This is a genomic window from Streptomyces sp. NBC_01294 (genome assembly GCF_035917235.1).
Classification (GTDB): domain Bacteria; phylum Actinomycetota; class Actinomycetes; order Streptomycetales; family Streptomycetaceae; genus Streptomyces; species Streptomyces caledonius.
Genome location: NZ_CP108424.1, coordinates 180,222 through 198,552 on the forward strand (window position 1 = coordinate 180,222; position 18,331 = coordinate 198,552).

12 protein-coding genes and 2 pseudogenes are annotated in these 18,331 nt (G+C 68.6%); 8 read left to right on the forward strand and 6 right to left on the reverse strand.

Going from position 1 to position 18,331, the window contains the following annotated elements; all coding sequences use genetic code 11:
- Window positions 1-224 precede the first annotated feature (224 nt).
- Window positions 225-416, forward strand: a complete 192-nt coding sequence (locus tag OG534_RS37970; protein WP_326594204.1) for a hypothetical protein — start codon at window positions 225-227, stop codon at window positions 414-416.
- A gap of 330 nt (window positions 417-746) precedes the next feature.
- On the opposite strand, the gene OG534_RS37975 is transcribed toward OG534_RS37970, so the two are convergent.
- The gene (locus tag OG534_RS37975) at window positions 747-1,454 is read right to left on the reverse strand and encodes a hypothetical protein (protein ID WP_326594205.1); all 708 of its coding nucleotides are present in this window, start codon (window positions 1,452-1,454) and stop codon (window positions 747-749) included.
- Window positions 1,455-1,621: 167 nt separating this feature from the next.
- Between OG534_RS37975 and OG534_RS37980 the strand changes: the two genes are divergently transcribed.
- The 7 genes and pseudogenes from OG534_RS37980 (at window position 1,622) to OG534_RS38010 (ending at window position 9,200) form a co-directional block, all read left to right on the forward strand.
- Window positions 1,622-2,632, forward strand: coding sequence for a hypothetical protein (locus OG534_RS37980; RefSeq protein WP_326594206.1), 1,011 nt, complete (start codon window positions 1,622-1,624; stop codon window positions 2,630-2,632).
- Between the two features lie 75 nt (window positions 2,633-2,707).
- Window positions 2,708-3,055, forward strand: coding sequence for a DUF6354 family protein (locus OG534_RS37985; protein ID WP_326594207.1), 348 nt, complete (start codon window positions 2,708-2,710; stop codon window positions 3,053-3,055).
- 48 nt (window positions 3,056-3,103) lie between these two features.
- Window positions 3,104-3,349, forward strand: coding sequence for a hypothetical protein (locus OG534_RS37990; protein WP_326594208.1), 246 nt, complete (start codon window positions 3,104-3,106; stop codon window positions 3,347-3,349).
- The gene (locus OG534_RS37995; RefSeq protein WP_326594209.1) at window positions 3,346-4,620 is read left to right on the forward strand and encodes a hypothetical protein; all 1,275 of its coding nucleotides are present in this window, start codon (window positions 3,346-3,348) and stop codon (window positions 4,618-4,620) included. Before OG534_RS37990 ends, OG534_RS37995 begins: the two co-directional genes overlap by 4 nt.
- A gap of 500 nt (window positions 4,621-5,120) precedes the next feature.
- Window positions 5,121-5,498 carry a hypothetical protein gene (locus tag OG534_RS38000; protein ID WP_326594210.1) on the forward strand — a complete coding sequence of 126 codons (378 nt, stop codon included), beginning with the start codon at window positions 5,121-5,123 and terminating at the stop codon, window positions 5,496-5,498.
- 99 nt (window positions 5,499-5,597) lie between these two features.
- Window positions 5,598-7,877: pseudogene (gene secD / locus OG534_RS38005) on the forward strand (protein translocase subunit SecD); the annotation flags it as partial.
- Window positions 7,878-7,989: 112 nt separating this feature from the next.
- Window positions 7,990-9,200: pseudogene (locus tag OG534_RS38010) on the forward strand (IS3 family transposase).
- 144 nt (window positions 9,201-9,344) lie between these two features.
- On the opposite strand, the gene OG534_RS38015 reads toward OG534_RS38010, so the two are convergent.
- The 5 genes from OG534_RS38015 to OG534_RS38035 form a co-directional block, all read right to left on the reverse strand.
- Window positions 9,345-12,524: a hypothetical protein gene (locus OG534_RS38015; RefSeq protein ID WP_326594211.1), complete on the reverse strand. Its 3,180-nt coding sequence runs from the start codon at window positions 12,522-12,524 to the stop codon at window positions 9,345-9,347.
- A 386-nt stretch (window positions 12,525-12,910) separates the two neighbouring features.
- Complete coding sequence (locus OG534_RS38020) at window positions 12,911-13,243, reverse strand: DciA family protein (RefSeq protein WP_326594212.1); 333 nt, start codon at window positions 13,241-13,243, stop codon at window positions 12,911-12,913.
- A 623-nt stretch (window positions 13,244-13,866) separates the two neighbouring features.
- The gene (locus OG534_RS38025; RefSeq protein ID WP_326594213.1) at window positions 13,867-14,214 is read right to left on the reverse strand and encodes a hypothetical protein; all 348 of its coding nucleotides are present in this window, start codon (window positions 14,212-14,214) and stop codon (window positions 13,867-13,869) included.
- An 82-nt stretch (window positions 14,215-14,296) separates the two neighbouring features.
- Complete coding sequence (locus OG534_RS38030; protein ID WP_326594220.1) at window positions 14,297-14,794, reverse strand: hypothetical protein; 498 nt, start codon at window positions 14,792-14,794, stop codon at window positions 14,297-14,299.
- A gap of 66 nt (window positions 14,795-14,860) precedes the next feature.
- Window positions 14,861-17,632 carry a trypsin-like serine peptidase gene (locus OG534_RS38035; RefSeq protein WP_326594221.1) on the reverse strand — a complete coding sequence of 924 codons (2,772 nt, stop codon included), beginning with the start codon at window positions 17,630-17,632 and terminating at the stop codon, window positions 14,861-14,863.
- Between the last annotated feature and the right edge of the window lie 699 nt (window positions 17,633-18,331).

An 18,331-nucleotide genomic window follows, 5' to 3' on the forward strand; every position in this document is an offset into this window, starting at 1 on the left:
TTACCCCCCGTCGGCCCGGCATTTCTCCAACAATTCTTGGAGGGAATCCCCTCGGCTCCTTAAGGTTTGGAATAGGAAGCCCGAATGGGGTAGCGTGATGTGAGTAATCGCTGAGCAACTCTCTGCGACGAGGTGTTCGGTGCTTCTCCGAGAGAACGTCGCGCCATACGGGCGCGGCGTTCTGCCGGTGAGCGCCGGCGTCCCTCCACAGAGAGGAGGCCCGCATGGGTCTCAGCAGCGAAGACGGCCAGCAGAAGGAACGGCGGCTCGACCGCGTGCGCAGGGTGATTCGCGACAAGGCCACGAAGGCTTGTCGGGACCTGCGCAAGGCGGCTCGATACGTTCCGCCGCTGGTCACCCTTGCCGCGGAAGGCCTGGCCGTGATCCACGGGGTCCAGGTGATCACCGGCAAGTAGCCGGTCCGGACGTCGCATATACGTCCGGACCGGCCGCACGAGAGACCGGCCCGCCCGTGTTACGAGCATGGGCGGGCCGCTGTCTTTCGTACCAGCGAACACGTTTCAGCGATGTCCGCAGGTTCGTAGCGTACCGCAAAATCACGTTTCCCAGATTTTAAAATCGCCAGGACGGTATTTTTCGACGTTTCGCGGCTCTCCGAAAAACGTGAACTTCCCCCGTTTCGTTATTTTCGGCGGAACGGAGATTATTTAAAATCCTCGTTCTGGTCGAAAGTTCCGAACCGCAGGAAGCTCGTTTCCGCGTAACGGTGCATCTTCCGTTCGGCCCTACCCGGCAGCAGTGTCCGCCGTGCTCGCGCCGGCCGGGTTCTCGTCCTCCCACATGCCGGTGATGAGCGCGGGGTCGGGCGTGAGGAGATCTGCGGCCGCGGACTGTCCGCGCACGCGCAGGGCTGCACCGAGTTCGACGGAGTGCAGCGCACAGGCCGCGTCCACGAACTGGTCGACCAGGTGCTCGGGAACGCTGGCCTCGCGGGCCAGCGCGGCCAGCCGTGCGGCGGTGCGGGAAGTGGTGGGCGGGATGGGCTGCGCTGCCCCGGGCGTCTCGGTCTGGGCGAACGCGGCCCCGAACACGCCGATGAGGCGAGTGTCCATGTGGTACGCGGTGGTCTTGCTCCACCCGTTGGGCCCGGGCCCGGTGGGCGTGAGCACAGCCGCGTACTCTGCTGGCCACCATCCGCCCTTGACCGCGGCGTTGACCTGCTTGGTGATGCTGCCGGCCGCGGCGTTGAGCTCGCGGCCCGCTCCCCTGGTCGCGCGGAAGACGGCGCAGTCGGCACGGCCGCGGGAGTCGGCGGCCAGCCGCAGCAGGTAGGCCCCGTCGAGCGAGACCTTGGTGAGCAGGCGGTGGACGGCGTGCACCGGTACGGGATGCGCCGGCTCGGTGGCGGCGAAGGTGAGGCCGGGCTCGGCCAGGAAGCGGTCGAGCCAGTCCGGCGAGGCGCCGTTCACGGTGAGGTGCAGATGGAGAGTCACGGCAGGAACCCTCTCAGAAAACGTAGCTGGATGTAGCCGATTGTAGCGAAACGCAGGGTGGGTGCGCCCCAACGCAGTTGCTAAGGGTCTCCTTACCTCCTATTCGCCGTAGAATAGGAGGTAGTGAGGGAGCGTCACGAGACGCCGGGGGAAAGAGGGTTGAGACCTTGACCGTTAGCGAACCGAACGAAGAGCGTCCCGGCGACGACGAGCCGAAGCGCCCGCCCTCCGCCCACGAGGTCGACTTCCCGCCGGTGGAAAACGGCGTCGACTACCTCCTCAGCGTCGTCGAGCACCTCACCGCGGAGAAGCCGCCCGGCCCGCGGCACCTGAAGTACGCCGTGCTCCACCTCCAGGCCGCCACCGAAGTCCTCCTCAAGGCCCGCCTCCAGCGCGAACACTGGAGCCTGGTCTTCGCCAAGCCGGAGACCGCCACCCGCAAGAACTTCGAATCCGGCACGTTCGACAGCTGCACCACCGAAGGCACCATCGCCCGCCTGCAGGGCATCGCGGGCGTCGTCATAGACGACAAGACGGTCGGGTACGTGAAGGACCTGATCAAGTCCCGCAACGCCCTGCAGCACTACGGCCTCACCTACAGCGCCCGATCAGTCGAATCCCACGCGGTCAAGGTCCTCGACTTCCTGCTGGCCTTCGTCCACACCGAGCTGCTGCCCAAGCTGTCGCCCGACGAAGTGAGGAAGGTGGCCGGCACGCTGGAGACGGTCGGCGAAGACGTCCGCACCATCCAGGCCTTCATCAAGCGCCGGCTCAACCGCCTCAGGGGAGAGCTGAAAGGAGTACAGGACAAGACGGTGGAATGCCCCTCCTGCAACCAGTGGGCGATGGTCGTCGGCGGCCAAGAGGGCGAGCCGACCTGCCACTTCTGCCACCAGGACTGGGGGCCCCGCGGAGCCAACGGGGCAGCCGACCTGTACCAGTGGGAGCGAACCGAAGACAGCACCGTGATCGAGCCGTGCCCGACGTGTGGCGTCAAGGCGCTCCTCGTTGACTGCGTACAGGTCGCCGCCGACCCCCTGACACGCTGTTCCCTCTGCTTCAGCTGCGGCACCAGGCACGACGATCTTCCAGCGTGCAACGCCTGCGAGAGGGTCTACGTGCCGGACAAGGACACCATGGGCCTCTGCGGGGAGTGTGAATACCTCGCCACGAGGTGAGGTCAGTTCGCATCGCGCGCAGCCGTACCGAGGCCCATCCGTAACCCGCCCCGCACCGACGAAGAGGTACCTCCAGTGAGCAGCAGCACCGTCGCGGAGAACCAGCTGTACCGCGACCTCGCCCCCGACATGAAGTCGCGGGACCGGCGCCTGCGCGTAACCGCGGTCCGCGACGGACGCGCCGACCTCGTCGTCGAACACGACCTCGGCGGTCAGGCCGGCCGGAAGACCCACGCGAGCGCGGCCCGGCTGCGGTCCGCGGCCTTCGAGCTGATCGAAGACCCGGCCGACGCTGACCCGCAGTACCTGGCCATGCTTGCCGCCGTCGCCGAGGTCCACCGGCCCGGCGCCACCCCGCCGGACTACGCGCGGGCCGCCCTGCGGGTACTGCGCGCCCTCGCGCTGGCAGGGGAAGTCCGGTGAGCGGGGCGGGTAGAGAGACCGGCCCGGCGGAGGCCCGGACGGAGAACCATGTCTGACCGTGTCGTGCACCAGGTTCGGGTCTCGGGGAGCAGCGACCTGCCCCCGGAGGGGATTGCTGCGCTGCACCGAGCCGCCCTGGAGCAGCTGATCGCGGGCGTGCACTGCAGCCTGACCAGCACGATCGGCGGCGTGACGATCCAAGTGGAGCAGGGGCCCTTCGCCGAGTACACCGCGCGCGCCGAGGCGACGTGCGGCGACCCCCTGTGCGTCGAGCTGGTGGCGGGTACCCGGTGACCGCGAACACAGCGACCGAAGCGACTGAGCTGAAGGTCTTCGCCGCCGAACTCGTCGACGACGCGGCCGTGATGCCCACACGTGCGGAGGCCACCGAGGCGCCGCGGTACCTCATCACCCGGCACACCGTGCTCGGCCCCGGTGAGCTCCCGCCCCTGGCCGGTGAGCAGCCGGCCCTCACCGAGATCGACTTCACCGTGCCGGCGGGCGTGAAGAGGCGGATCGAGGAACGCGGGGCGCGCAACACCCGGGTCAACCGGGACTCCACCCGTACCCGCTTCGAGCAGTGGTGCGAGAGCCAGGGCCGCGTCGCCCAGCCGGCGACGACCACGGCGAACGTCGCCGCGTACTTCGGCCACCTCATGGAGAAGGGCAAGGAAGACGGCTCCCGGTACAGCCCGGACACGCTCCTCGCCTACTGCGCCCGGATCGTCTCCTGGTACAAAAAGGGCGACCGGCCCGACGGCTCCCTCATCCGCGAGATGATCGAGGACTACCGGCTCAACGAGTACATCCCGGCTGGCGGGGAGCGCGAGCAGTCCGCGGGCCTGACCTTGAAGTACCTGGTCAAGGTGCTGGCCGGGATCGACGAGTCCACCCGGATCGGGCGCCGCGACGCGGCCATGCTCGTGCTGCAATACGGCATGCTCTACCGCTCCATCGAGGTAACCAACCTTCTCGTCCGGCAGGTCCGGATCGACACCGACGGCGTGTGGGTGTGGACCGCGATGTCCAAGACCCGCCGGAAGGGCAAGGGCCGGTGGCGGTTCATCCGCGACCGCGCCGACCTGCAGATCGTCGCCCGCGCACGGGCCTGGATCGCCGACCTCCGCGAACTGCGCGAGCCCACCGAGCACGACCAGAACCCAGCCAGCGGTGAACCGGCCTACCAGCCGACCAAGCCGCTTTTCCGGGCCCTGACCGTCCTGGGGAATCTCAAGCACCGCAAGAACGCAACGGTCCGCGGCCTCTTCCTCACCGGCCGGGCCGTCAACGAGATGGTGAAGGCGCGATCGGCCGCCGCCGGCGTCTCCTTCATCAACGGCCTCAAGGTCACCTCCCACAGTCTGCGGGCCGGCCCCAACACCGACATGGACGAGGCGAAGGTCCCCCTCGACGAGCGCAACACCGCCGGTGACTCGAGCTCCGGGTCCACCCTGTCCGACAACGACTACAACCGCCCCGACGGCAGCATCGACACCAGCAAGCACGACCCCCTGGACGCTGTGCCGCTCTACGGCCAGTTCCCAAACCTGGAAAACGATCGATAAACGAGCAGGTCAAAGGCATGTTCAGATCGGGGAGCAGGGGCTGGGCCTCACTGGCGGTGCCGGGGGCGGGGGGTCATCCCCGCGTGCGCGGGGAGCAGGCACACCAAGAGGCCCTGTCCTCCCGAAGCTGCCACGAAGTGACAAGTAGCTCTCTGTAGCAAATCCGGGGTGGGCTTGTCCGGGTTTTCGATCTTTCCGGATTCTTGAGGAGCCGCTCGGCGACGTTGGTCCGGTCACGAAGACCGGAGGGAGTGCGGAGTGCGGCAGGAGTGGGAGCCGGAGGACTTGATCGAGGTCTGGACGCTGTTTGGAGGAGGACCAGGAGCGGCTTCGGAGCAAGTCGGGGGCGGCGAACCGGCTGGGTTTCGCGCTGTTGCTGAAGTTCTTCGGCTTCCGAAGAACTGTCGAGGGACACGGAACGGACCGGGGCGCCCCAGACGTTGAGCAGGGCGGGGCCACGCCGTGCGTACCCGACGAGCACCGAAGGGATGGGGGGACGGGTGCCGCAACAGAGCCGCTCCGCGCGCCTGGCCGCGTCCGCGCTGACCCTCGTCGTCACCGTCCTCGCGCTGTTCGTCCCGGTGGCCGGGGCGCAGGGCATGCCCATGCCCGCCGACAGGCCGCTCGCCCACCACACGGTGGCGGGGCACGCCGGACAAGGGGCAGGACCGGACGACGTCCCGGCGCGGCATGTCGCGGTCACGCACCGACCTGACGCCCACATCCCGGGCCCGCAGCCTGCGGGCCCCGCGCGTACGGCCGTCGACACGGCCCCGAGCCGCGCCCTGGGCGGGCCCGACACGGGCCCCGCCACCGCACTCGCGCCGCCGCGCAGGCCGGCCGAGTCCGCCGCCCCGCGCGGCCCGCCCCACCGATGAGCATGCAGACCGTCATCGACGCCTGACCCTTCTGACCCGGCGCACACCGCGCGGGGCCGGTCACGCGTCCCTCCGTCCTGCCCTCATCGTGGAGTACGCATGTCTCGCGCACCCTTGTCCCGCCCACCCTTGTGGAGGGCGATCGTCGCGCTGGCAGCCGTCGCGCTGTCCCTCTACATCGCCCTCACCCAATCCGCCCGCCTCGGCCTCGATCTGCGCGGCGGCACCCAGATCGTCCTGGAGACCCGGGACTCACCCACCGTCAAGGCCGACGCCGCATCCACCGACCGCGCTCTGGAGGTCCTCAGGCAGCGCGTCGACGCCCTCGGCGTCTCCGAACCTGGCATCGCCCGCTCCGGCGAGAAACGGATCATCGTCGAACTGCCCGGAGTGCAGGACCCACGCAAGGCCGCCGAGGTCATCGGCCGCACCGCACAGCTCACGGTCCACCCGGTGACGGGGGCGACGGCCGACAAGGGCTCCGCGAAGCCCGAGGCCGACGGATCGCGCACCCTGCCCGACCCGGACCAGCCGGGCAACCACCTGAAGCTGGGCCCCACCGCCCTCACCGGCGAGGGGGTCAAGGACGCCGAGGCGGTCCTGGACCAGCAGTCGCTCAGCGGCTGGATGGTCTCCCTCGACTTCCGCAAGGGCGCGGGCGACACCTGGGCGAAGATCACCTCGGACGCGGCGTGCGCGCCTCAGGGCGCTCCGGAACGCCGCGTCGTCATCGCCCTCGACAACAAGATCATCTCGGCGCCCGGCGTCACCGCGGACGTGGTGTGCGGGACCGGTATCACCGGCGGCTCCACGCAGATCAGCGGCGGCTTCGGCCGGGCCGAGGCGCGCGAGCTGGCGGCGCTCGTGAAGGGCGGCGCGCTGCCGGTGCCCCTCGACGTCGTGGAGCAGCGCACGGTCGGCCCGACGCTCGGCGCCGACGCAATCGAGGCGAGCACCAAGGCCGCGCTCATCGGCATCGCTCTGACCGCACTGTTCATCACCGTCGTCTACCGGCTCCTTGGCGCGCTCGCCGCCTTGGCCCTCGCGCTGTACGGCCTCATCTCGTACGCCGCTCTGGTGGCGCTCGGCGCGACGCTCACGCTGCCGGGGCTCGCCGGGTTCGTCCTGGCGATCGGCATGGCGGTGGACGCGAACGTCCTGGTCTTCGAACGGGCCAGGGAGGAGTACCTGGGCGTCCGTTCCAAGGACTTGGCGAAGCCGGTGAAGACCGGCTTCGCGAAGGCGTGGAGCGCGGTGATCGACTCGAACGTGACGACGCTGCTCGCCGCGGGATTGCTGTTCTTCTTCGCCACGGGCCCGGTCAAGGGCTTCGGGGTCACCCTGTGCATCGGCGTCCTGGCATCGATGCTCACGGCGCTCGTGATCACCCGCGCGCTCGCGGACTTCGCCGTCGCCCGCAGCTTCGTACGCAAGCGCCCCGGTCTGACGGGCATCGCCTCGACGGGCCGGGTCCGCACATGGCTGTCCCGCCGCAACCCGAACCTGGTCCGCCACCGTCGCCGCTGGCTCGGCGCGAGCGCACTCCTGGTGGCGGTGGCCGTCGCAGGAATCCTCATCCGCGGCCTGGACTTCGGCGTGGAGTTCACCGGCGGCCGCCTCGTCGAGTACAGCACCAGCAGGTCCGTCGACGCGGACACGGCCCGGAACGCCGTGTCCGACGCGGGGTTCCCGCGCGCGGTGGTGCAGGAGTCCGGCGACGGCGACATCACCGTACGCACGGTGAAGCTCACCGACGACGAACAGCAGCGCGTCAAGGCAGCCTTGGAGGAGCCCGGCGGAACCGTCACGGTGGAGCGTGACGAACAGATCGGCCCGAGCCTCGGCAGCGAACTGCGCCACAAGGCACTCCTGGCCCTGGGCATCGCGGTGGCCGCCCAGCTGATCTACCTCAGCGTGCGGTTCCGCTGGACCCTGGCGGCAGCGGCAGTCTCTGCGATGGTCCACGACGTCTCCATCGTGGTGGGCCTGTTCGCCTGGCTGGGCAGGCCGGTGGACAGCGTCTTCCTGGCGGCGCTGCTCACGGTGATCGGCTACTCCGTGAACGACACGGTGGTCGTCTTCGACCGCGTCCGCGAAGCGCGCCGCCGAGACCCCCGAGGCGACCTGGAGAAAGCGGCCAACCACGCGGTGGTCCAGACACTCCCGCGCACGGTGAACACGGGTATGGGAGCCCTGTTCATCCTGACCGCACTGGCGGTACTGGGCGGCGACTCGCTGGCGGACTTCTCCGTGGCGCTGATCGCGGGCGTCCTGGTCGGCATCGCCTCGACCATCTTCACCGCGGTCCCGATCGCGATCGCCCTGGAACACCGCAACCCGACACCCCCACCGGCACGGGACCGTCGCGCCGCGAAGGAAGTCCCTGACGGGTACAGCCCGTTGGAGGCACGGAGGAAGAAGGGGGCCTTGACCCCGGATGTTGGACACCGGAGAGACTTGGATCTTGATGGTCCAGGAGAACGGAGTCCCCGTGGGGATGAAGCATTACCCCGCCGAGTTCAAGGCGGACGCGGTCGCGTTGTACCGGTCGAGGCCGGGGGCGACGATCTAGTCGGTCGCCGGTGATCTCGGGGTGAACACCGAGACGTTGCGGAACTGGATCCGGGCCGCCGACGGGCGCCGGCCCGGCGCCCACTCGACGCAGCCGGCCGCCGCGCTGGCCAGCGGTGACGACGTTCAGGCGGAGCTGGCCGCGGCCCGGAAGAGGATCCGCGAGCTGGAGGAAGAGCGCGACATTCTCCGCAAGGCGGCCCGATATTTCGCGACGGAGACGCGCTGGTGACCCGCTGCCAGTTCGTTGAGGATCACCAGCGCCGTCACGGCGTGAAGCGGCTCTGCGACATCCTCGGCCTCTCCCGCTCGAGCTTCTATTACTGGCGCCGCACCGCGGCAGCAAGGGCGGCCCGGCAGATCGCCGAGGCCGGGATCGCGGCCCGGATACGCAAGGCCCACCAGGAATCCGACGGCACTTACGGAGTCCCCAGGATCACCGCCGAGCTCCGTGACGAAGGCGGCCCGGCGGTCAACCACAAGCGGGTCGCCAGGATCATGCGGACCATCGGGCTCGAGGGAGTCCGCCTGCGCCGCCGGCACCGCACCACCCTCGCGGACCATGCGGCGCCGAAGGCACCAGATCTGATCGGCCGTGACTTCACCGCGTCCGAGGTGAACACGAAGTACGTCGGCGACATCACGTATCTGCCGGTGAGCGGCGCGAAGCCGCTCTACCTCGCGACCGTCATCGACCTCGCCTCACGCCGGCTGGCCGGATGGGCCATCGCTGACCACATGCGGACAGAACTCGTCACCGACGCCCTCGCGGCAGCCGAGCGGACCCGCGGGAGCATGGCCGGAGCAGTCATGCACACGGATCACGGCTCGCAATACACGAGTAGGGCCTTCGCTGAAATCTGCAGGTCAGCAGGGGTCCGGCAGAGCATGGGCGCGATCGGGTCCAGCGCGGACAACGCAGCCGCGGAAAGCTTCAACGCCGCCTTCAAGAGAGAAACGCTCCAAGGCCGCAAAGGCTGGTCGAACGAGCATGAAGCGCGACTCGACGCCTTCCGCTGGCTGACCCGATACAACACCCGCCGCCGGCACTCCCGCCTCGGCCAGCGATCTCCGATCGCCTACGAGAACGACCTCCAACCAGCAACAACTACCCTGACCCAAGCCGCATAGATGTGTTCAAAATCCGGGGTCAAGGCCCGGGGGCGAGCTCCCCCTCGCGGCGACCACCTGCTCGGGAACGGAACGCCCTCGAAACCAGCGAGTGCCCCGCCCGATCGTGGGATCGGGCGGGGCACTCGTGCTTCTCCCCGGGCGTCAGGACGTGAAGTAGCCGTTCAGGTCGGCGATCACGTCGACGGAGCCCGAGTTGTTGAAGAACGTCACCCGGCCGTCCACGACGGGGACGACCACCAGGTTGGCGACAGTCTGCCCGGCCGTGTAATTGAGGTTCGACACGTTGGGACGCGTGACCCCGTGGGGGTGGACGATCAGGTGACTGGCCTCGGTCGGGTTGGTGACCGTGACGTTCAGGACGACGGCGGTCACCCCCTGAGCGGGCACTCCCGCGACGCCGGCCACCTGGAGGCTCACCAGACCGCCCGGTCCCACCGCCCCGGCTCGGGCGCCGGTGCCGTCGCGGGAGTCCAGGAGTCGCACGGGGCCCGCTGTGGAGAAGGCCGATCCGGTGGCCGCGTAGTAGCCGGTGATGTCGGCGATCAGGTCGACCGAACCGGAGTTGTTGCGCAGGTCGACCTTTCCGTTCACCACGGGAACCGTCACCAGGTTGGGGACGATCTGTCCGGGCGTGAAGTTGAGGTTCGACACGCCTGGCGCGACCTGCCCGTTCGGGTAGACGGTGACGTGCCCTGCCTCGGTGGGGTGGACGGCGGTCACGTTCATGACCACGGCCGTGACCCCGGTCGCCGGAACGCCCTTCACGCCGGCCACCTGCAGGGTGACGACCCCGCCGGGGCCGACGCGCTCCTTCCTCGCACCGGTGCCGTCGCGCGTGTCCAGGAACCGGGACGGTGTGAGCGGGTTCAGCGCGGAGCCGGCCCCGGCCTCGTCGGTGTAATAGCCGGTGACGTCGGCGATCAGGTCGACCGATCCGGCGTTGTTGCGCAGGTCGACCTTTCCGTTGACGACTGGGACGGTCACCAGGTTGGGGACGATCTGTCCGGGCGCGAAGTTGAGGTTCGACACCTTGGGTATGGGCTGACCGTTCGGGTAGACCATCACGTGCCCGGCCTCGGTGGGGTGGACGGCGGTCACGTTCATGACCACGGCCGTGACCCCGGTCGCCGGAACGCCCTTCACGCCGGCCACCTGCAGGGTGACGACTCCGCCGGGACCGACCCGCTCCTTCTTGGCACCGGTGCCGTCCCGCGTGTCCAGGAACCGGGACGGACCGTGCGGCACGAACCGGCTGCCCTTCTGGACGGGCGCGGGGGCAGTGACCATGTACGCCTTGGGGAGGTACCCGTAGGAGGGAACCCCGGTGGTGTAGCCGACGCCATCGAGCACGAGGTCGTACGCCCCGGACGTCAGGTCGGTGGTGTCCACCGTGACCGTCAGCGCGGTACCGTCCGCGTTCACGGTGACCACTTCCAGCGCCTTGTCCGGGGACCCGTCTCGTTTCAGCGTGAGCTTGGTGCCGAGGGTGAGCCCGGTACCGTTCACGACCGCCTGGGACCGCGTACCAGCGGGGCTGGACGCGGGGCTGATCCCGGTCGGGTTCTCGCCCGTGGGGGACACATCGCGCCGCACCAGTGTGTACGTGTCCGCTCCGCCCCAGCCGGTCAGCAGGGCAGTGTAGGGGACTCCGGCGGTGAGAAAGCATGTGCTGGTCGCGCTGTAGAAGTCCGTCGCGCATGCCAGGTTGCCCTCGGGGTCGACGACCCGGACCATGGCGTTCGGCTTGTTCTGGAGGTTTGTGTAGCTGATCAGCTCGGCGGTCGAGTGCTGATCGGCGGGCAGGCTCAGGCAGGCCTGACGGACGTCGCCAGGCAGCTTGACCTGGGTACCGGACGAGGAGCCGAAGACGGTCTGTGGCCATGGGGTGCAGCCGGCGGCCTCACCGGTGCGGTGGACGACCAGCCCGTACGCCTGGGGTTCCGTACTGCTCAGCACCAGGCGGAACGGCCCGTCACCGGTCAGCGTGCAGATCGCTTCCGGGGAGCCGTAGCAGTTCTTGGCGCCGTAAGCGTCGTAGACCTCCGGCTCTACGATGCTGCCTCCGGCAGGCGGCCGGTTGAGCAGGTAGAGGCCCTGGCCGGCGGCGGTGGGCAGGGTCAGGCAGAACTTCTGCCCGGGGCCGGTGAATGTACCGGTCACCGCGCCGGCCACCAGACCGTTGTCGTGAGTCGCGGTGCAGCCCCGCGTCTCCTTGGTGGAGTGGAAGGCCATGCCGAAGGCGCCGGCGTCGGTGCTCCGGTGGTCGACCGCCCAGGTGTAGTCCCCGGGTTCCAGGTAGCAGTAACCGCGTTCACCGCCGAGGCAGCCCATGGCGGCGGTTCCCTCGGACGTGAACAGCATGCCGTAGGGGACGACACCGGAGGAGACGGGGCTGACCGTGTATAGGGCGGCGGCCGGTACGCGCAGCACACGGCAGCGCACCGTGGAGGTCACGTCCGGGGAGACCCCGAAGGCTTGGGGCTCCACGACCGGGCAGCCCTCGGCCTTCGAGAGCCGGGCGGCGGTGAACTCGTAGAGCAGGGCCGCACCATCGAGATCCATCACCGCCACGCGGAACGGAGCGGTGCCTGAGAGCGTGCAGTCGATCGTGGCGCCCCCATTGTGCCGGGAGTTGCAGATTGCCTGGCCGGTGGCGTCGAAGACGCTCTGCCAGGCGCGGCTGCCAGCGGAGCTGCGCAGCACCTCGCCGGCGGCCAGGTCCGGCTGGTAGCAGTCGCCGGCCGAACCGGTCGGCAGTGAGCGCTTGAAGACCTTCGGGGCGCCGAGCCTGCTGTCGGCGGGGCCGACCGGCGTGCAGACGGTCGTGGAGAGCAGCGGGGCGTACGCCACGGAGATGGCGTTCTCCGTGCTGTACGCGTTCGTGAGCGTCAGCGTGTACGCGCCCGCTGCGGCGGTGGCACAGCTCAGAGGGGCGTAGTTGATGCTGTTGCCGCGCAGGTACTCACAGTCGACGTTCGAGCCGTCCGGTGCAGTGAGCCGAGGCGGTTGCATGAGTCCCTGCTCGGCGACCGTCTGGACCAGGACCATGTCCTTCTGCGTCGACAGGGTCAGCCCGACCTGGATCGACGTGTTCGCCGGGATGGTGCAGGTGACGATCTCGTGCGGCTTCAGGGCCGGCGGGCAGGCGCCCGCCGGGCCGCTCTCCTGGAGCGCGCGGACCGCGGCCTCCCTGGCGGCTTTCGGGTCTGGCTTCGGCGCGGTCTGCGGACCGGCGGCTGGAGCAGCGGCGGGGCCAGAGGTGGGACCGGGCACCGGGGCCGCGAGAGCGGACCCGCTCTGGCCGGTAAACGTAGTCAGCACGGCGAGCAGCAGGGCGCCGGAGGCGAGGACTGTACCGCGTCTGCCCCGCGTTCCAGACAGACGTGTACCACGTGGCAGCAAACTCATGAACCCCCCAGTTCAAGCAGGCCCGACCCTGTCATCTGCACAGGCGTTCGCGGGCAGGCGGAGCCTACCCTGGTTCCCCGGCCTGGCTGAAAGAAGGCAAGGAATCGGCGCACAGTGCAATTGCGGTGAGAGTAGAGACCGACTCTGCTTGGAGGTCGTTTTCGCCTATGCTGCCTGCTTTTCGGCGATTCTCGGGGCGTGTGATCGTGGTGCGGAAGTGGTCATAGGCGCAGTTGTTGTCTGCGGGCCGGTTGGGGTGGCGCGTGGGGTGGGACGGGCCGGCTGGGGGCGTGGCTGGGTCAGGGGTGGAGGTGGCGCCTCGATGGCACGGCGGTAGCCCTCAGGCGGGGTCCGTCGCTGCACCGGAGCGGCCGGCGGTGTGACCGGTGCCGGGGCGGCGTCGGCCCGGCCGGACGCGGGTACGGCGCCAGGCGGCAGGATCCGCAGGGCGCGCACGACCGTACGGCGGCCGCAGCGTTGGCGGCCGCGATGACCCGAGCCTGTTCCAGGCGCGCCTTCGTTGCCCAGGCCGACGATTCCGGGCACACGGTGAGCCGGCCGGACTCCGGGTCGAAGCCCACGGCGGCGACGTGCCTGGTGAGGTCGGGGCGATGGCCGCCCACCGCTCGCACAGGGAAGCGCCGGCGGCCGGGAGCGTCCAGGCCCGCTCGGTGACCAGCGCGCCGAGCGCGGCGCCGAGGCCCATCGGCTCGCGCCCGTCCCGCCGCACGGTACGCACCGGCCGCGGCTTCGACTTCGCCTTCTGGCGCTGCCGTTCCGCCGCGCCGCCTCCATCGCGGCCAGCAGAGCGACCCGCGCCAGGTCCACGCCGGACACCTCGCTGCCGCTCATGCCTGCCCCCACGGCGTGTAGCCGAGGTCCAGGTGCCCGAGACCGCAAAGGCGCTGCACGGTCGCGACGAACGCCCGGGTGAACAGGCGCTGCGCCGAGTGCTCGCCATACCGGGCGATGTGGGCGTGAACGATCTGATGGTCAGCGGCCGCGCGGTCGCGCCAGTCCAGGACCTGCTCCCGGATGAGGTGCTAGAGGACCAGCTCCTGGTCCTCCTCGACGTCCGCACCCTCCGGGACCGGACCAGGGCGGTGGCAGGGCCGCCGCGTGGGCACCACGACCGGCGCCGCCGGCGCGACGGGGACATCGATAGGGACGTCTCCGCCTGGCTTCGGGTAGACCCGCCGTGTACCCGAGCTCCACCCGACTCAAGCCACCGTGCCCCGGTTACGGCGGCTCGCGATCAGCCCTCTACGCCGTGGGCCATGCCCAACAGGTACAGGTGCCCCTGGCGGCGGTGCTCCTCCAGCTTGGCGAGGGTCTCGCCCAGATCAAGGCTGAAGTACCCTTGCCACGCAATCAGGGACATCTCCAGCGACGCCATGGCCACCATGAGCGCCGTCATGACGGTGGCCGCCTCGCCGACGAGGCCGGATCCCGTGTCCGCCCCGGTCTTCCGGGCCCGGTCCGTCATCCACGGCCGGCTATGGGCGGCGCCTGACAGCAGGCCGTACGGCATGGGAAGCCATGCGGGCAGCGCGGTCCTCGCACGCTCGGTGATCGAGAAGTTGCACCTGCTGGGTTCGATCAATGCCGATCCTGGCCGCGGTGAGCTTCTCCTCACCTCATCGAGGTGAACCACCCGACTCCGTTCGCCCGTCGCACTGGTGGCGTCAGCAGCCCACGATCTCGTCGGCACATCCCTGCACGTTCGCGGGGTCGAGGGATTTAAGCTCCCAGACAATAAGGCCCATCGGGTCGCCGGGCGCCGGTGCGACTGTCATCGTGACGGGCGGTCCAGCGGGGAAGTTGATGCGTACCGGGATTTTGCGAGCGGTACCCCCGCAGGTGACTTCGAATTCCTTCTTCGAAGCTTCCCGGGTGAGGGAAACCGTCACCCGCCCTACGTCCGTGCTGTCGCAGACGAGATCCAGGCGGTAGGGCTTGTTGCCACTCGTCTCCAACTTCTCGTTCAGGCCTGAACCGACGTGGGGGGAACCGAACCGCACACGCTGCGCCGAGGCAGGATCATCCTTCAGGGCCGCTTGCGCCCTTTGCAGCGCATCGTCCGGCTCCCATTCCGCCTGGGGAGCCGGGCCACCCCCTTGCCCGGTGCATCCGGCGAGAGCAGTGACGACAGCCAGGAGGACGAGGAGCTTCGGTATACGCACGGCAGTGTCCTTGGTTCGTGCGGTGGGGGGCTTCGCTCCAGGCGAAGCCCCCCACCGTCAGGGGGTTTAGTGGCTACGGCGATACAGCTCTGGTCCACACACCTTGGCACAGGGGTCGTCCGGACGGACGGCGCCATTTGTCGCGGCCGCGAAGCCTGCCGCCGCCGGCGGAACAAGCTGATACTCGCGGCCCACCGCGTCGGCCTGGGTGTTTCCGTACACGGTGACCTCGCCGTCCGACCAGCGGACGAAGAGGTCGTCTTCCCAGTCGTTCATGCCGTACTCCCCCAGGGCGATCACCCGCGCATGGGTCCATGTGGAGCTTGACGCGACGACGCTCTCGTTCTGCAGCCGACCGGTGTTCACGTCGGGGAAGACGCTCACCTTCCCGCTGGCCCATACGACCAGCAGGTCGTGATTGGGGGCAGCGCCATTGCTGTCGCCATCAAGGTCGCCTCCCGTCATGAGGCTGGCCGTCTGCCAGAGATCGTTCGGCGCCGCGAGCTGCTCCTCGGCGTGGAGTCCAGCCCCGTCGATGTCCGTGTACTTGGTGAGCTCACCGTCGCTCCATCGGACGATCAGGTCATCCGGCCACTGGTTGCCGCCGTACTTGCCGGTGGCGAAACCGCGGGCGTACTTGAAGACGGAGTCCGCCGCAGCGATGGTGATCTCGTTGGGAAGGTGCTGGTCAAGCGCGGTAGGGAGCTTGGTGTTCTGGCTGACGTCGGGGTAGATGGTGACTTCGCCGTCCACCCACTTGACCATGAGGTCGTAGGCGTTGGTGCCCGCGTAGTCGCCTGTCGTGATGAGGTCCGCGTAGTTCTTCCACATGGCGTTGGGCCCGGCCAGCTGCGTCTCGCAGGGTTCGTTGGGCTTACAGCCGGCGTAGAAGCCGAAGTTCTGGTCGCCGGGGTACAGCGTGACCTCTCCGTCGTCCCATTTGACGATGAGGTCCGAGTCCCCGAACTCCTGAGAGCTGGTGTGGAAGGAGCCGGACACGGCGCCGGTGGCGTGCTTCCAGAGGTCTCCCGTGCCCATGGTCCCGCCGGTGGGCTTGTCGGGCTCGTAGTCGTTCACCGCCTGGTTGTAGAGGCGGATGATATCCGCGTCGAACTGGGAAGAGTAGGACTCGTCGTCGATGGTGCCGCCGGTCTTCCACCCCCCGATGACGCCGATCACGTCTCCGCGCTTGCCGTCGAAGTTGCGAAGGAAGGGGCCGCCGGACACACCGCCGGCGTAACCCTTGCAGGCGATCTTCAGGAACCGTCCGGAGAAGCCGGTGGTGTTCGTCGAGGGGCAGACGAGCGGAGCCTTGGATCCTCCGGGGAAGCCGAACAAGCTCACGTTCTTCTGGCTGAGCTGCTGCGATGACAGAGTGGTGAGGGAATTGCCCATGCCGGTGGCGTTTTCGAGGAACTGACCCTTCGAGTTAGGGCCGACCCGCATGAACGCGAAGTCGAGATCGTCCGCCTTGGACGGCCCTTGGGTGAGGTACCTGCCGTCGATGTAGAGCTTCCCCGCCACCATCGGGAAGATGCCGTACGGTGCCACACCCCGGTTCGAGTTCGCGGGGTCCGGCTTCCAGCCAGGTGCGAAGGCCAGGCGCTTCCAGCGGTCATTGTCGTTCAGGCAGTGGGCTGCGGTGAGCACGATCGACTTGGTAGGCGAGGCCACGGAACTCGCCGAGCAGAACTGGTCGCGTCCGCCCGGGTCTGACTGCGGGTCGTCGTCCTCATTGATGAGGAACACGCCCACCGTCGCGACGCCGTTGTTGTCGAAGTGGGAAGGTGCGGCCGCGGTGACGGCGTTTTCACGCGCGACTCCTGGGGCGGACTGTTTGGCGCCCTTGGGAGTGGCTTTGGCGATGCGTTCAGGTGTCCAGTACGCCTCGGCCTCCTTCGCGGCCGCGATCTGGGCGGGCGTCGCCTTGAGGCTGTCGTCTTCAGGGGCTGCCGGATCTGATGGCTTGGGGGACGAAGGGGAGGGACTGGCAGTGGTGGAAGGCTTGGCACGGGGGGCCGGTTGCGAGGGGGAGACGCCGGGCGGGGTGATCGGCGGTGTCACGGTCGGCTTGCTGCCGCTGACAGCCTCGTCGTAAAGGGCTTGGACCGTGTTGTCAAAGTACGCACTGTGGATCGCGAAAGGGTTTTCGGGAGCGGCGATGCGCTGCGAGACGCCGATGAGGTTGCCTACGCGTGTCTTTGCGTCGTAGTCGGCGATGAAGACCGAGCCGGCGGCGATTCCCGCACCGGCTGGGCCGCAGTCCAGCCGCAGGTACGGGTTCGGGGCGCCTGTTTTCGCCTTGGATGTGTCACCGGTGCATGGGTCGCCCGGCCGCGTTTCTGAGGCGCCGTGGCCTGCAACCCGAACACCCTTGTGGGTGTGGCCTGCGTCGGTCAGCAATCGGTGGCCGGGCACCGTGTCCTCGAGTTGGTCGCCGTTGATGCCCTTGTCGACCATGGCAAAGCCGACAGCAGCACTCGGGGCGGCGCCGCCCGACTCGGAGCCGGTCCACACGAGGGACCGGTTTCCCTGCCTCTTGACGGTGTAGACACCCTTCGGTGCCTCCAGGGCGCCGGTGGCGTTCTTGAAGACCTGGGGCGCGAATGCGAGCTTGTCCGCGGGGTCGCTGGTCAAGCAGTCAGCGGCCGTCGCAAGCAGGTTTCGGTTCGGGCTTGAGGTGACGCCCGCACCGCAGAAGTACAGGCCCTTCTTGGTCAAGCGGAACAGGACTCCGGTGTCCGGGCCTGCAGCGTTCTGTGTCGGAAACCGGGACCCCAGCGTGTGGCCCTTGAGTTCCTTGCCGCCCTGCAGGGTCCACGGCTGGGCCGCAGCCATGCGCTTCGGTGAAAGGAGAGCCTGTGCTTCCTTCGCGGTCCATGAGGGGGCGGCATCGGGCGATGGCCCTCCAGTCGAGGGCCCGGGGGCGGATGGCTGCGCCGCCGCGCCTGTTACAGCCGACAGGACAATCGCAGCCGTAGACGCCCCGACCCCGAGAGACCGGAGTGCTGTGCTTACTCTCACGCAGTACACCCTTCATTCGAAGAACTTCAAGGCGGTGCAACGGGAAACTGCCCTCGATGATCGTTCGAACATAGGGTCGTTTTGATGAACGGGATCGGGATTATTCGGCGTCAGCGAACAGCCGTGGCCCGATTCCGGCGGAGCTCATCATTCCGCTGGACCCGGCGCCCACGGTCGCGGAATCTGCGCTACCCCGTCCCGCGTACGGGCCCTCAGACGGACCAAACTCCTTGCCACGTCTGACGCGTACACGCATAAATAGCTACAATTTCAGGATCAACGATTTGGCTGGAAACGAAACTGCACCCAAAAAGACCACAAAGGGTAAGTAATCGGATAGAGGGCCATGAATGAACAATGGCGCAGGTGCCTCCGCGGGTGAGCCAGAAACTCCATCAGGCGAGGACGTCACCCAGCAGCCGGCGAGGGGCGCCGTCCAGGCGTCGGTGGAGCAGTTGGGCTCGAGAGTGCACGAGGCCGCTCCGGTAGGCGGGCGGTAGCCGGTCGATCGCC